15 protein-coding genes and 2 tRNA genes are annotated in these 13,330 nt (G+C 62.4%); 7 read left to right on the top strand and 10 right to left on the bottom strand.

Annotation, left to right across the window (positions count from 1 at the left end; translation table 11 throughout):
• The 3 genes from WA145_RS11110 to WA145_RS11120 form a co-directional block, all read left to right on the top strand.
• On the top strand, positions 1-418 hold a 418-nt coding region (locus WA145_RS11110), incomplete at its 5' end, for an aminotransferase class I/II-fold pyridoxal phosphate-dependent enzyme (RefSeq protein ID WP_422581635.1).
• A gap of 64 nt (positions 419-482) precedes the next feature.
• A tRNA-Asn gene (locus WA145_RS11115) sits at positions 483-558 on the top strand.
• A 9-nt stretch (positions 559-567) separates the two neighbouring features.
• A tRNA-Pro gene (locus tag WA145_RS11120) sits at positions 568-644 on the top strand.
• Positions 645-1,019: 375 nt separating this feature from the next.
• Here the strand turns inward: WA145_RS11120 and WA145_RS11125 are convergent.
• Positions 1,020-2,084: a cyclic nucleotide-binding domain-containing protein gene (locus WA145_RS11125; RefSeq protein ID WP_422581636.1), complete on the bottom strand. Its 1,065-nt coding sequence runs from the start codon at positions 2,082-2,084 to the stop codon at positions 1,020-1,022.
• Positions 2,085-2,450: 366 nt separating this feature from the next.
• Between WA145_RS11125 and WA145_RS11130 the strand changes: the two genes are divergently transcribed.
• Positions 2,451-4,007, top strand: coding sequence for a beta (1-6) glucans synthase (locus WA145_RS11130; RefSeq protein WP_422581637.1), 1,557 nt, complete (start codon positions 2,451-2,453; stop codon positions 4,005-4,007).
• Here WA145_RS11130 and WA145_RS11135 read toward each other — a convergent pair whose 3' ends face one another.
• Complete coding sequence (locus WA145_RS11135; protein ID WP_422581638.1) at positions 4,008-4,376, bottom strand: hypothetical protein; 369 nt, start codon at positions 4,374-4,376, stop codon at positions 4,008-4,010. It abuts the gene before it with no gap.
• Between the two features lie 425 nt (positions 4,377-4,801).
• Here WA145_RS11135 and WA145_RS11140 point away from each other — a divergent pair, with 425 nt between their 5' ends.
• From WA145_RS11140 to WA145_RS11150, 3 genes are all read left to right on the top strand, one after another.
• The gene (locus WA145_RS11140; RefSeq protein ID WP_422581639.1) at positions 4,802-6,100 is read left to right on the top strand and encodes a serine/threonine protein kinase; all 1,299 of its coding nucleotides are present in this window, start codon (positions 4,802-4,804) and stop codon (positions 6,098-6,100) included.
• Positions 6,101-6,116: 16 nt separating this feature from the next.
• Entirely contained in the window at positions 6,117-6,869 is a 753-nt protein-coding gene (locus tag WA145_RS11145) for an MlaA family lipoprotein (RefSeq protein ID WP_422581678.1), read from the top strand.
• A 76-nt stretch (positions 6,870-6,945) separates the two neighbouring features.
• A complete protein-coding gene (locus WA145_RS11150) occupies positions 6,946-7,389 on the top strand; it encodes a MerR family transcriptional regulator (RefSeq protein WP_422581640.1) in 444 nt (147 codons plus the stop codon).
• Positions 7,390-7,399: 10 nt separating this feature from the next.
• Here WA145_RS11150 and WA145_RS11155 read toward each other — a convergent pair whose 3' ends face one another.
• From WA145_RS11155 to WA145_RS11190, 8 genes are read right to left on the bottom strand one after another with little or no spacing between them, the layout of a single operon-like run.
• Positions 7,400-7,726, bottom strand: a complete 327-nt coding sequence (locus WA145_RS11155) for a hypothetical protein (RefSeq protein ID WP_422581641.1) — start codon at positions 7,724-7,726, stop codon at positions 7,400-7,402.
• Positions 7,723-8,925 (bottom strand): c-type cytochrome biogenesis protein CcmI, encoded by a 1,203-nt coding sequence (ccmI, locus tag WA145_RS11160; protein ID WP_422581642.1) that lies wholly within the window; start codon positions 8,923-8,925, stop codon positions 7,723-7,725. Before ccmI ends, WA145_RS11155 begins: the two co-directional genes overlap by 4 nt.
• Positions 8,925-9,407: a cytochrome c-type biogenesis protein gene (locus tag WA145_RS11165; protein ID WP_422581643.1), complete on the bottom strand. Its 483-nt coding sequence runs from the start codon at positions 9,405-9,407 to the stop codon at positions 8,925-8,927. The genes ccmI and WA145_RS11165 overlap by 1 nt, the downstream gene beginning before the upstream one ends.
• On the bottom strand, positions 9,404-9,940 hold the full coding sequence (locus WA145_RS11170) for a DsbE family thiol:disulfide interchange protein (protein ID WP_422581644.1): 537 nt from the start codon (positions 9,938-9,940) through the stop codon (positions 9,404-9,406). The genes WA145_RS11165 and WA145_RS11170 overlap by 4 nt, the downstream gene beginning before the upstream one ends.
• Positions 9,937-11,910, bottom strand: coding sequence for a heme lyase CcmF/NrfE family subunit (locus WA145_RS11175; RefSeq protein ID WP_422581645.1), 1,974 nt, complete (start codon positions 11,908-11,910; stop codon positions 9,937-9,939). Before WA145_RS11175 ends, WA145_RS11170 begins: the two co-directional genes overlap by 4 nt.
• Positions 11,907-12,395 (bottom strand): cytochrome c maturation protein CcmE, encoded by a 489-nt coding sequence (gene ccmE / locus WA145_RS11180; protein WP_422581646.1) that lies wholly within the window; start codon positions 12,393-12,395, stop codon positions 11,907-11,909. The genes WA145_RS11175 and ccmE overlap by 4 nt, the downstream gene beginning before the upstream one ends.
• Positions 12,392-12,568, bottom strand: a complete 177-nt coding sequence (ccmD, locus tag WA145_RS11185; RefSeq protein WP_304864305.1) for a heme exporter protein CcmD — start codon at positions 12,566-12,568, stop codon at positions 12,392-12,394. Before ccmD ends, ccmE begins: the two co-directional genes overlap by 4 nt.
• A complete protein-coding gene (locus WA145_RS11190; RefSeq protein WP_422581679.1) occupies positions 12,565-13,323 on the bottom strand; it encodes a heme ABC transporter permease in 759 nt (252 codons plus the stop codon). The genes ccmD and WA145_RS11190 overlap by 4 nt, the downstream gene beginning before the upstream one ends.
• Between the last annotated feature and the right edge of the window lie 7 nt (positions 13,324-13,330).

Genomic DNA, 13,330 nt, shown 5'->3' on the forward strand with positions numbered 1-13,330 from the left:
GTCCATCGTCACTGGCAGCCAGGAAGAAGCCGGCCGCGTGCTGTCGCAAGCCAAGCGCGTAATTCGCACCAACTACTCCAACCCGCCGACCCACGGCGCCACCGTGGTGGCCAGCGTGCTGAACAGCCTTGAGCTGCGCGCCCTGTGGGAAGAAGAGCTGGCCGGCATGCGCGAACGTATTCGCGGCATGCGCATGGCCATGGTCGAGCAGTTGGCCGCACTCAACTGCAAGCGCGACTTCGGCTTCGTCGCCCAGCAGCGCGGCATGTTCTCCTACTCCGGCCTCTCCGCCGAGCAGGTCGAGCGGCTGAAAAGCGAGTTTGGCATCTACGCCGTCAGCACCGGGCGCATCTGCGTCGCTGCACTCAACCAGCGCAACCTGCCGGCCGTTACGCAGGCGATTGCGGCCGTTCTCTGAGTCACCGGGGAAGTCGATCAGGTATTGACTTCCCCTTGCTAATCAGTAGGATACGCGCCGTTGTTCCGCGATAGCTCAGTCGGTAGAGCAAATGACTGTTAATCATTGGGTCCCAGGTTCGAGTCCTGGTCGCGGAGCCAGCAGTACATCGGGGTATAGCGCAGTCCGGTAGCGCGCCTGCTTTGGGAGCAGGATGTCGGGAGTTCGAATCCCCCTACCCCGACCATTTTTGGGTCGTTGGCTTAGCTGGTCGTGCAGTTGGTTTTAACCAATTACTCATAGGCCAGAAAACCATATGAACCACCCCTTCAAGCCTGCTTGAACGTAAAAACCCGCCTAGTGCGGGTTTTTTATTGGCTGTGCCTGAGTTAGCTGTTGCACATTCCTATACCCCAGCGACTCACCCAAGCAACTCAATGGGTTGAGCGGCTCTTTATAACGTTCAAACAGAATATGGCCAGGTTTCACTGGGTCACATTAGTCGTTAGCCACAGCCTGCCCAGCGCCTATCTGCAAGAGCTTATCGACGGGTCATAGCCAAAAGCCTTGGGCTCGCTATACCAGGCCCGCAGAGACCCGTTGTTTGGGCAGAGCTGAGTACTTAGGCCGCCACCGGCGACTGCTCGGGCGGGTCGGTGAGCAGATAAGCCTCGAAACCAAACTGGTTGAGCAGGTGCACCGCCAGTTCGCTGCGGATGCCGCCTTCCGGGGTGACCGCATACAGGGTGTGGCGGTCCAGGCTCTCGGCATGGGTGCGCAGATTGGCCACCGGCAGGCTGATGCTGCCGGCTTGGTGGCCGAGCCGGTACTCCATGGGCAAGCGCACGTCCAACAAGAGGAATTGGCGCTGACCCAGGCGGGTCATCCGATGCAACTGCTCACTGCTGATCTGCGGAATCAAGGTCGGGTGCACCAGTTCGACAAATAGCTCGCGTTCCAGGCGAGCCAGCACACCATCTTCCAGCATGGTGACGGTGGCCGAGCGCACCGCACCGCTGACCAGCGCTTCCTCGCCAAAAAAGTCCCCGACCTGCAAGATCTGCCGCGGCTCCTGTTGGTAGGCCGAGGGTAGCGTGACCGCCGCCCGCCCCTGTTTGAGCACGAAGAAATGCTCACCCGGCTCGCCATAACGGACCACGGCCTCGCCGCCTGCCACCTCGATAAACTCGAAACGCGCCAGCAGCTTATGCAAGTGGGGAGGCGGTAGGCGGCCAAACAAGGGAGAACGCAGCAACTTGGCCAGCCAATCGTCATGCCCCTGCTGCTCTTCGGCCTGCATGCTCAAGCTGACCACGCCGTAATCGGCACTTTGACTCCAGTTCAACAGGCGCTCAAGTAACCCCCGCTCCAGGGCGAACAGGGTGACATCACTCAAGGCCACCACCGCTTGCGCCTGCGGCTGCGTCTCGTTGAGCGCATGGCAGGCCTCCAGGCTGCCGCCCAGCATGGGTTTGCGCGTGCCCTCCTCACCAAGCCCCACCTTGCCTTCCAGCAGGTAATACAACGCCAAGGACTTTTCGCCGCGTTTGAATAGCGGGGTTCCGGCCTTGCGTTGCACATATTGCAGGCTATCCAGCGCCTGCTGCTGGTAGTGCGGGGTGAGAAAATCGAACGGGCTGAAGCGCAGCAGCAGCTCCAGTGTCAGGCGTGGTGTTGCATTGCTCATGATGATGCCCTCCGCGAGGGCGGCTGGCGCATGCTGGTTTGGGGTCAGGCGCAGCAGCTAGCCACCCATCTATTTACCCTAGTTGCATCGCCGCCAGGGGGGTAGTCCATTTCGTCTGATAGCCCTTTGCCTCTGTAACCACCGACGGCCTCGGTGTCACTGTGCGGGCCATATTGCCTCCCTTGCTATCGGCTGCGCTGCTGCGCAACGGCCCCCTCTGTATGAATAGCCCTTGGCGCCCGTGCCTGCCCGCTGCGCCCTTGTACTCGTCAGGCGCGCCTGGATAGCGATAGAGCCTTAAAACAGCCAGCCGCTGGCGGGGCAATCCGCTACTATGCGCGGCTCAACCACCATACGCGTCAGACCATGCCTGCTACTTCTCGCTTCCCTGCTGCTTATCTGTTTGCCTGCCTGCTTGGCCTGCTGGCGCTTTTCGGCCTGTGGTATGGCATTGGCCAACCGGTCGAGTTGGCGGATGCCGCAACGCCCACACACAAACTGCAGTGCGCCTCCTACACGCCGTTCGACAAAGACCAATCGCCCTTCGATCAGCCCATTGAGCTGCGCCCCGAGCGTATGGAAGCGGATGTGGCACTTTTGGCCGAACGCTTCGAGTGCCTGCGCACCTACTCGGTAACCGGCCTGGAAGAGCTGCCGAACATGGCGCGCAAGCATGGCCTGAAACTGATCGTCGGCGCCTGGGTCAGCCGTAATCCGGCCGATACGGCGGTTGAGATCGCCGGCCTGGTGAAAATTGCCAACGCCCACCCGGATGTGGTGCAGGCGGTGATCGTCGGTAACGAAGCGCTGCTGCGCAAGGAAGTTACCCCGCAGCAATTGGTCACGCTGATCGAACAGGTCAAGGCGCAGATCGAGCAGCCGGTGACCTACGCGGATGTCTGGGAGTTCTGGCTCAAGCACCCGGAAGTCGCTCCGGCCGTGGATTTCATCACCATCCACCTGCTGCCCTACTGGGAAGATAACCCCGCCGGCATCGAAACGGCCCTGCATGAAGTCGCCGAGGTGCGCCAGACCTTTGGTAATGCCTACGCACCCAAGGACATCCTGATCGGCGAAACCGGCTGGCCAAGCGAAGGCCGCCAGCGTGAAACTGCAGTGCCGAGCCTGGTCAACCAAGCCAAGTTTATCCGTGGTTTTGTCGCCATGGCCGAGCAGAACGGCTGGCGCTACAACCTGATCGAGGCGTTTGACCAGCCGTGGAAACGCATCAGCGAAGGCGCGGTGGGCGGTTACTGGGGGCTGTATGACGCCGACCGTCAGGACAAATCGATTCTCGCCGGCGCCGTATCCAACCTGCCGCACTGGCCGGTATGGCTGACCTTCAGCCTGATCATTGCTGCCGCTACTCTGCTGTTCGCCGGTCGTCCGGCATCCAGCCGCGCCGCCTTGCTGCTACCGCTGCTGGCCGCGTTGGGCGCCGGCTGTATCGGTCTATTTGCCGAATTAACGCTGGTTACCAGCCGTTACCTCGGCGAATGGCTCTGGGCTGGCGCGCTGATTGTGCTGAATCTACTGGTGCTGGCCCACGCCGCCCTGCTGCTCAGCCAGCGGACTGGCTGGCGCGCGCGGCCATTTAACTGGCTGCATAGCAAGGGCGCGCTGTGGCTAGCGCTAAGCGGCTTTGCCGGGGCGGTGACGATGCTCGCGCTGGTGGTGGATGCGCGCTACCGCAGCTTCCCCAGCGCCGCGCTAGTGCTGCCGGCGCTGGTCTATCTGTACCGTCCGGTGGGCGGTTATCGCCCTGAAATCGCCCTGCTCGCCCTGCTGATCGGCGCGGGCATTGCGCCGCAGCTGTATCAGGAAACCCTGAGCAACTGGCAGGCCCTGGGCTGGGCGCTGACCTGCGTGCTACTGGTGGCGGCGCTGTGGCGCAGCCTGCGGGTTAACGCGCAAACCGCCTGATCAGGCGGTTCGCGGCGCGCGTACCCAGCGCAGCAGCGCCAGCACCACGGCCAATACCGCCAGGCTGGCACTGTACAACACCAGCGCCGGCAGACCGAGCAGCAATGCCGGTACCGCCAGGCGCTTGCCCCAGACGCCCGGCAACACAAATGCAAACACCGCGCACAGCAACGCAGCCCAGGCCAATACGCGGAAGTGAATCAACCAGCCAAGGCTCGTGCGCACCAGGCAGGCCAACTGCTGCGGGGCGTCGACGCACAGGCCGACCCACTGCGCGCCCTCCATCAGTTGGTAACGCAGCGCCAAGCTGAGTGCCAGACACAGGGCTGCAGCAATCAGCAGAGCAGTCAGGGGCAGATAACGGGACATGGGCAACTCAGGCAGCTAAACGGCTGCGTAGGATAAGCCGCCGCGTCATGGATATCACCCTGATCTCACCTAAATCGTCGTCTCTGCGGCGAGAGGCCGATGCTCACCCCGTAGCGCATCAGCCGCCGGATCGCTGCCATTTCGGCTGTGTGATACCGATTAGCATCGGCCGCAGGCCTGGTGAAATACACGGCGCAGCTGCGCCTGAGCCGGCAACCCCTGGCGGCCCTGGAGCACATTAAGGCGAACCAGCAGGCTTATCTAAACCAGCACCAGCAACTGCTAACCTGGGCTTCGACATGACACTTACGCCTAAAACCTGAGCATTTATAACTAAACGGCACTTAGCCGAGCTTATGTGGTCAAATCGTTTCGCACCTGACCCGTTCCATCAGCATCAACCCTAGCTCTCCAGAGATTTAGCCATGTCGCACGTCCCCCGCCTGCTTGCCCTGCTCAGCTGCCTGGCCCTGACTGCCCCCGTCAGCGCCGCTGATATCGATGCCAGCAGTTATGGCTATCCGATCAGCAACCCATTTGAAGCCACCCTGGCGACCACCCCGCTCGAGCTACGCCCGGAGCTTCCGGCCGACGCCGAGATCAACCAGAGTGACTATCAGATCAAACTGCGCCCGGAGCGCGAGTTCGAGCTGCCAGACAACTTCTGGCCGGTGACCAAGATGCGTTACCGCATGGCCAAACAGTCCGGTGAAGCGCCGCTGATCTTTATCATCGCCGGCACCGGCGCGCATTACGCCAGCAGCACCCCGGAATACCTGAAGAAGCTGTTCTACGGCGCCGGTTATCATGTGGTGCAACTGTCGTCGCCGACCAGCTATGACTTTATGACCTCGGCCTCGCGCTTTGCCACCCCCGGCATTACCCGCGAAGACGCCGACGATCTGTACCGCACCATGCAGGCCGTGCGTGCACAGCATCCGCGTCTGAAAGTCAGCGCATACCACCTCACCGGCTACAGCCTGGGCGCGCTGCAGGCGGCCTTTGTCAGCGAGCTGGATGAAACCCGGCGCAGCTTCAACTTCAAGCGCGTACTGCTGCTCAACCCGCCAGTCAACCTCTACACCTCGACCACCAACCTCGACCGCATGGTGCAAACCAAGGTTGCGGGCATCGATAACAGCACCACCTTCTATGAGCTGGTGCTGGGTAAATTGACCCGTTACTTCCAGAACAAGGGCTACGTCGATATCAACGACGCCCTGCTCTATGACTTCCAGAACTCTGGCGAGCAGCTCAACGACGAGCAGATGGCCATGCTGATCGGCGCAGCATTCCGCTTCTCTGCCGCCGATATCGCCTTTACCTCGGACCTGATCAACCGCCGCGGCCTGATCACTCCGATCAACTACCCGATCACCCAGGGCACCAGCCTCACACCATTCTTCAAACGCGCCCTGCAGTGCGACTTCGACTGCTACCTGACCGAACAACTGATCCCCATGTGGCGCGCCCGCACTGATGGCGGCAGCGTGGCGCAGTTGATCGACCAGGTCAGCCTGTATGCCGTGGCCGATTACCTGAAAAACAGCAGCAAGATCGCCGTTATGCACAACGCCGATGATGTAATCCTCGGCCCTGGTGACCTGGGCTTTCTGCGTCGCACCCTGGGTGATCGCCTGACCCTTTACCCGCTGGGTGGCCATTGCGGCAACCTCAACTACCGCGTCAATAGCGACGCCATGCTGGAGTTCTTCCGTGGCTAAGCCAATCCCCCTTGCCGTGTTTTTCACCCTGTTGCTGGGCAGCAGCCTGGCGTACGCCCAGCCAGCCGTTGATGACGACGGTTTCAAGCAACCATTGCAGCGCCTGCAGTTCAACCCGGGGCTGGATCAGCGCGAGTTCGAGCGCTCGACCCTCAGCGCGCTGCAAGTCTATGACCCGCTGGAGTCGTGGAACCGCCGCGTCTATCACTTCAACTACCGCTTCGATGAGTGGGTATTCCTGCCGATTGTCGACGGCTATCGCTATATCACCCCCAAGCTGGTGCAGAGCGGCGTCAGCAACTTCTTCAGCAACCTGGGTGATGTACCCAACCTGCTCAACAGTGCGCTGCAACTCAAGGGCAAACGCGCCATGCAGACCACCGGCCGCCTGCTGCTCAACACCACCCTGGGGGTCGCCGGCCTGTGGGACCCGGCCACACGCATGGGCCTGCCCAAGCAGCGCGAAGACTTCGGCCAGACCCTTGGCTACTACGGCACGCCCGCCGGCCCCTACCTGATTCTGCCGCTGCTGGGTCCATCGAACCTGCGTGACACCGGCGGTCTGGTGGCGGATTTTGCGGCGAAAAGCCAGGTCAACTGGCTGAATGTCGCCGAAGCCAGCGTCAACCACCCGGAAATCACCCTGCTGGAAGTGGTTGATCAGCGCTCCACGGTGAACTTCCGCTACGGCCAGCTCAACTCGCCGTTCGAGTACGAGAAAATTCGCTTCGTCTACCACGAGGCGCGCAAGCTGCAGATCGCCGAATAAATCTGCGAGCTTGACCCGAGGGCCGCCCCCAGGTTTTAACCTGGCGCGGCCTTTGTCTTTTCCGGAGTCTTGATCTATGCGCGTCGCCCAACTGGCCAAAGCCGCCGCCGTCAGCAGTGAGACCGTGCGTCACTACACCGACCTTGGCCTGCTCAGGCCCACGCGCAACCCAGATAACGGCTACCAGGAGTACTCCAGCACCGACCTGCAACGCCTGCGCTTTATCGCCCGCGCCCGCCGCCTGGGTTTTAGCCTGAAAGACAGCCAGCAGATACTCGCCAGCGCCGATAACGGCGATGCGCCCTGCGCTGAAGTGCGCGACCTGCTGAGCGAACGCCTGGTGTCGCTGCAGGCGCATATCGAGGAATGCCAGCGCCTGGCGCTGGTGATGCAGAACGCCTTCGCCGACTGGGCCGACAAGGGCGAGTGCGCTCCTGATGGCCAGGCCATCTGCCATTTGATCGAAGATTTCGAGCCGGATATCGAGCGCCGCCCGACGATGCCCTGCCCCGCACACTAACCCCTAGTAGTTACTGGGCATAACGGCGAAACAAACCTGGCGGCACACCGCTGCTGTCGGTTGGCAACCAGGGGCCCTGCGGGTTACTGGCCCAGCTCCAGCCGGAATTCCAGCGGTAGTAGGTGCGCTCGCGGTAGTACAGATGAGAGGCGCCACCGACCACGTACACCCCCAATTGCGCATCCCACTGGCTGGCCACCCCAGGTGGCGGGGCAAACCTGGGGTGGTTGCTGCTGCCGCTCGGGTTGGTCACCGGTGCCGTGACCAGCGGACTCTGCACACAGGCCCCGAGCCCCAGCAGGCCGACCAGCAGCGCACCACGCCATAACAACTTCATGGCGCTTTGCTGTCAGCGCTGTCGATCAACAGCTGCTGCAGCTCCTTAGTTTTGCTGGCCAACGGCTGGCTGCTGCCGATCCACTCACCGGCCGTGGCGTTGCCGCTACGGGAGACCCGCGCGACCAGCTGCACCTGTTCAAAGCCGGAGATCTTCAGCTGCGGCATCATCGCATCGCTGTCTGACAGGCTGACTTCAGCCGGCAGGTCCGCCACGCTCAGGCGCTTGACCGCCAGCGGCATCGGCGGTCCGGAGACCGCGCGAGCGAAGATAAACACCGCATCACCTGGTTGCACCTTGGCTTGCAGCTCGGCGGCCAAGGCAACACGCACGGTCAGGCCCTGGCTGGCTGCAGGCGCAGCATCGGCCGCAGGCGCACCAAGCTGCTCACGGGCGCGGTCAATCCCGCCCTGAATCGCCATGCGTGAAGGGTCTTCGGCCGGCAGCACCGCCACCAACTGCTGCCAGCGCTCAATCGCCTGCTGAAACTGCCCGGCTTCATAGGCGGCAATGCCCAGCAGCCCGAGGCTGGTAACTTCCGCTGGGTCAGCTTTCAGCGCCTCATCGGTGAGCGCCTGCAGCTGTTCGGTCCATTGTTTGTTGCCGGAAAAATACAGCGCCTGCGCCCACTGCCCAAGCAGCTCCGGCTCACGCCCGGCTACATCTATGGCGCGTTCGAAGGCCACGGCCGCATCGCCGGCACGCTCCTGAGCCATATAGGTACGGCCGAGGAAGTACCAGCTTTCGGCGGACTTGGGATCGTTTTGCACCGCCGCTTCCAGGCGTGCGGTCATTTCCTCGATGGTCTTCGGCTGCGCAGCAAAGGTCTGCGCGCGCTCGACATCATCGATGGCGCCCCAGTGCTGGTACAGGCCATAGCCCAGCAGCGGCATCAACAGCGCGGCAATCAGCGGAATCGTGCCGCCCAGCGCGCGCTGGGTCGGCTGCGCCTGCGCGCCTTCGGTATCGGCGAGCAGCTCGCGGGCGGCCTCATCACGGCCATTGGCCAGTTGCTCGGCATTCAGCGCACCCGCCTCGTGCTGGCCTTGTAGGTCCAGCAGACGTTCCTGATACAGGGTCACGTTAAGGGCCGTACGGTCTTCTTCGGCCTGCACCTTGCGCGCACGCAGCACCGGGATCAGCAGAAACGCCAGGGCCGTCAGCAACAGCAGGCCGGCGCATAACCAGAATTCAATCATCAGTCTTTCTTATCCACAGGCGTTTGATTAAGCAGAGCAGCCAGACGCTGCTGTTCATCGGCAGACAGGCCGCTGGCGACGACGCCCGGCTTGCGGCGACGGCGCACCAGGATGACCCCAAGCAGGACGAAACCACCGACCAGCAAACCGGCCGGGCCGTACCACAGCAGCAGGGTACGTGGCGTTACCGGGGGCTTGTAGAGAACGAAGTCACCATAGCGGCTGACCAGAAAATCGATGATCTGCTCATTGCTCTGGCCCTCCTCCAGCATGCGGAAGATCTGCGCGCGCAGGTCCATGGCAATCGGCGCATCGGAGTCGGCGATGTTCTGGTTCTGGCACTTGGGGCAACGCAGCTCTTCCACCAGATTGCGGTAACGCTGGCGCTCGGCTTCAGTAGCAAATTCGTAGGTGTCGATAGCGGCCTGGGCGCTGCCGAGCAACGCCAGGCCGAGTACGGCGGCAACCAGCAAGCGCTTCATGGTTGCACCTCATCTACCAGCTCCTGATACAGCGGAGCCAGCTGCTCGCGCCAGACGCGCTCATCGATCACCCCGACAAACTTGTGACGAATGATGCCGTGCTTGTCGATCAGGAAGGTCTCGGGTGCACCGTACACGCCCAGGTCCAGGCCCAGGGTGCCGCGCGCATCGTTGATATTCAGCTGATAGGGGTCGTGGAACTCCACCAGCCACTTCTGCGCGGCGGCGTTGTCATCCTTGTAGTTGACCCCGTGAATGGTCACGCCGAGCCCGGCCAGCTTGTTCAGCACCGGATGCTCAACGCGGCAGGCCACACACCAGGTGGCCCAGACATTGACCAGCGCCGGCTTGCCCTTGAGGTCGGCCTCGGTGAGCGTCTTGCCATCCTGCACCGCTGGCAGGGAGAACGCCGGAAACGGCTTGCCGATCAGCGCCGAAGGCAGCTCGGTGGGATCGAGGAACAGCCCGCGGTAGAGAAACACCGCCACGCCGAGAAAGACCAGCAGCGGTAACAGCAGCAGTAAACGCTTCATGCCTGCGCCTCCGCCATGCCCAGCGCATCACGTACGCGGGTGCGTACCTTCATCCGGTAGCGCTTGTCGCTGGCAGCCAGGAAACCGCCAAGCCCCATCAACAGCGCGCCGAACCAGATCCAGCGGACGAACGGCTTGATATGCACGCGCACCGCCCAGGCGCCGTTTTCCAGCGGCTCACCCAGGGCGACGAACAGATCGCGGGTGATCCCGGCGTCGATGCCCGCCTCGGTCATCACCGACTGCTGCACGGTATACAGACGCTTCTCCGGGTGCAGCACGGCAATCTGTTTGCCCGCTTCGAGGATGCGCACCGTGCCTTTGTCCGAGGTAAAGTTCGGTCCTTCGAAGTGCTCGGCGCCTTCAAAGATAAACTGGTAGCCACCAATTTCCACGGATTCCCCCGGCGCCATGCGCATATCGCGCTCGAAGCTGCCCATGCTGGTCAGCACCACACCCAGGGCGCACACCGCCATGCCCAGGTGCGCCGTCTGCATGCCCCAGTAACTGCGGGTCAAGGTCGGCAAACCACGGAAAAAGCCCTTGTGGCGGGTTTTCTCGACTATATCGCGCAGCCCGGCCAGCACCACCCAGGCGGCCAGCAGGCACACGCCCAGCACCGCCCAGTTGAAGTCGCCGACCAGCAAGGTGGCAATCACCGCCAGCAGCACACTGCCGATCAGCACCGGCGCGAGCATGCTCAGCAGCCACTGCAGCGGGGTGTCTTTCCAGCGCACCAGCACGCCGACCGCGATCATCGCCATCAGCAGGCCCATTAACGGCACAAACAAGGCGTTGAAGTACGGCGGGCCGACCGACAGCTTGGCACCGGTCATGGCGTCCAGCACCAGCGGGTAGAGGGTGCCGAGCAGAATCATCGCGGCTGACACCACCAGAATCAGGTTATTCACCAGCAGCAGGGTTTCCCGCGACCACAGGGCAAAGCCAACCTGGCTCTTGACCACCGGCGCGCGAATGGCGAACAGCGCCAGCGAGCTCCCCACCACAATCAGCAGGAAGGCCAGGATAAACACGCCGCGCTCAGGGTCGCTGGCAAAGGCATGCACCGAGGTCAGCACCCCGGAGCGCACCAGGAAGGTCCCCAACAGGCTGAGGGAAAACGCCGCGATGGCCAGCAGCACGGTCCAGCTCTTGAACACGCCGCGTTTTTCCGTCACGGCCAGGGAGTGGATCAGCGCGGTGCCGACCAGCCAGGGCATAAAGGAGGCGTTTTCCACCGGGTCCCAGAACCACCAGCCGCCCCAGCCAAGTTCGTAGTAGGCCCACCAGGAGCCCAGGGCGATACCAATGCCGAGGAAAGCCCAGGCAATGATGGTCCACGGCCGCGACCAGCGTGCCCAGGCGGCGTCCAGCTTGCCGCCAAGCAAGGCGGCGATGGCAAAAGCAAAGGCCACGGAAAAGCCGACATAGCCCATATAGAGCATCGGCGGGTGAATGATCAGGCCGAAGTCCTGCAGCAGCGGATTGAGGTCACGGCCATTGGTCGGCGTGTCGAACAGCAGGCGCGCGAACGGGTTGGAGGTGATGATCAGAAACAGCAAGAAACCGATGCTGATAATCCCCATCACCGCCAGCACGCGGGCGAGCATCTCTTCCGGCAACTGGCGCGAGAATATCGATACGGCAAAGGTCCAACCGGCGAGGATCAGCCCCCACAGCAGCAGCGAGCCTTCGTGGGCGCCCCACACGGCGCTGAACTTGTAATACCAGGGCAGTGCGCTGTTGGAGTTGTTGGCCACATAGGCGACGGTAAAGTCGTCGACCATAAAGGCGTAGGTGAGGCAGATAAAGGCAAACAGCATAAAACTGAACTGGCCCCAGGCGGCCGGCTGCGCCAGGCTCATCCACTGGCGATCACCGCGCCAGGCACCGATCAGCGGCAGCGTCGCCTGCACCAGCGCCATGCACAGCGCCAGAATCATCGCCAGATGGCCGAGTTCGGGAATCATTGCGCGTACTCCGCTGGGGACGCTTGCTTGGCCGCTTTGGCTGCGTCGTGTTGCTGTTTCATACCGCTCTGCTCCAGGGCCTGCATGACCTCTGGCGGCATATAGTTTTCATCGTGTTTGGCCAGCACTTCGTCGGCAATCAACACGCCATTGGCGTCGAGCTTGCCCATGGCGACAATGCCCTGCCCTTCGCGGAACAGGTCCGGGAGGATGCCGCTGTAGCGAATCGTCACGTTCTTGGCGCCGTCAGTGACGACGAAATCGGTGTCCAGGGAGTCGCTGGAGCGCTTCACCGAACCCTCCTCGACCAGGCCGCCGGCACGGATGCGGGTGTCCTGCGGGGCGTCGCCGTTGGCGATCTGCGTGGGGGTATAAAACAGGTTGATGTTCTGCTGCAACGCGCTGAGAGCCAGGGCCACGGCGATGCCGACACCGGCGATGATCGCCAGGACGATATACAGGCGCTTTTTACGCACGGGGTTCACTTCGACTCCTCCCGGCGCAAACGACGCGCCTCGTCTTGCAGAAAACGGCGCCGCGCCAGGATGGGCAGCGCCACATTCAGCCCCAGCACAGCCAGGCTGATGGCATAACAGGACCAGACATAAGGCCCGTGGGTGCCCATGGCGAGAAATTCGCTAAAGCTGGCAAAACTCATTGGCCTTTCTCCACCAGCGTCTTGACCTCGGCTTTGGCCCAACTGCTGCGCGCTTCGCGCTTGAGCACTTCCAGGCGCATGCGCAGCAGCAGCACGGCGCCAAAGAAGCAGTAGAAGCCCAGCACCATAATCAGCAGCGGCATCCACATCTCGAACGGCATGGCCGGCTTGGAAACCACACTGAAGGTGGCGGGCTGATGCAGGGTGTTCCACCATTCCACCGAGTATTTGATGATCGGGATATTCACCACGCCAACGATGGCCAGCACCGCGCAGGCCTTGGCCGCGCTGTCGCGATTGGTGATGGCATTGCCCAGGGCGATCACGCCGAAGTACAAAAACAGCAGAATCAGCATCGAGGTCAGGCGGGCATCCCACACCCAGTAAGTGCCCCAGGTCGGTTTGCCCCACACCGCGCCGGTCAACAACGCGATCACGGTCATCCAGGCGCCGATGGGCGCAGCCTGCTGCAGGGCGACATCGGCCAGCTTCATCTTCCACACCAGCCCGACGATGCCGGCCAGCGCCAGCATCACGTAGATCGACTGGGCGAGAAACGCCGCCGGCACATGGATATAGATGATGCGAAAGCTGTTGCCCTGCTGGTAATCCGGCGGCGCAAAGGCCAGGCCCCAGACCAGACCGACCAGCAACAGCGCGGCGGCGGCAAGCGTCAGCCAGGGCAGCCAGCGACTGCTCATTTCATAGAACCACTTGGGCGAACCCCATTTGTGAAACCACGTCCAGTTCATCAGCTTACTC

The sequence above is a fragment of the Pseudomonas sp. genome (assembly GCF_049301935.1).
Lineage (GTDB): Bacteria > Pseudomonadota > Gammaproteobacteria > Pseudomonadales > Pseudomonadaceae > Aquipseudomonas.

Bases quoted from the DNA above. Each gene is read 5' to 3' on its own strand.
- WA145_RS11125 (WP_422581636.1), bottom strand. From the start codon at position 2,084: ATGAGCAATGCAACACCACGCCTGACACTGGAGCTGCTGCTGCGCTTC.
- WA145_RS11130 (WP_422581637.1), top strand. From the start codon at position 2,451: ATGCCTGCTACTTCTCGCTTCCCTGCTGCTTATCTGTTTGCCTGCCTG.
- WA145_RS11135 (WP_422581638.1), bottom strand. From the start codon at position 4,376: ATGTCCCGTTATCTGCCCCTGACTGCTCTGCTGATTGCTGCAGCCCTG.
- WA145_RS11140 (WP_422581639.1), top strand. From the start codon at position 4,802: ATGTCGCACGTCCCCCGCCTGCTTGCCCTGCTCAGCTGCCTGGCCCTG.
- WA145_RS11150 (WP_422581640.1), top strand. From the start codon at position 6,946: ATGCGCGTCGCCCAACTGGCCAAAGCCGCCGCCGTCAGCAGTGAGACC.
- WA145_RS11155 (WP_422581641.1), bottom strand. From the start codon at position 7,726: ATGAAGTTGTTATGGCGTGGTGCGCTGCTGGTCGGCCTGCTGGGGCTC.
- ccmI (WP_422581642.1), bottom strand. From the start codon at position 8,925: ATGATTGAATTCTGGTTATGCGCCGGCCTGCTGTTGCTGACGGCCCTG.
- WA145_RS11165 (WP_422581643.1), bottom strand. From the start codon at position 9,407: ATGAAGCGCTTGCTGGTTGCCGCCGTACTCGGCCTGGCGTTGCTCGGC.
- WA145_RS11170 (WP_422581644.1), bottom strand. From the start codon at position 9,940: ATGAAGCGTTTACTGCTGCTGTTACCGCTGCTGGTCTTTCTCGGCGTG.
- WA145_RS11175 (WP_422581645.1), bottom strand. From the start codon at position 11,910: ATGATTCCCGAACTCGGCCATCTGGCGATGATTCTGGCGCTGTGCATG.
- ccmD (WP_304864305.1), bottom strand. From the start codon at position 12,568: ATGAGTTTTGCCAGCTTTAGCGAATTTCTCGCCATGGGCACCCACGGG.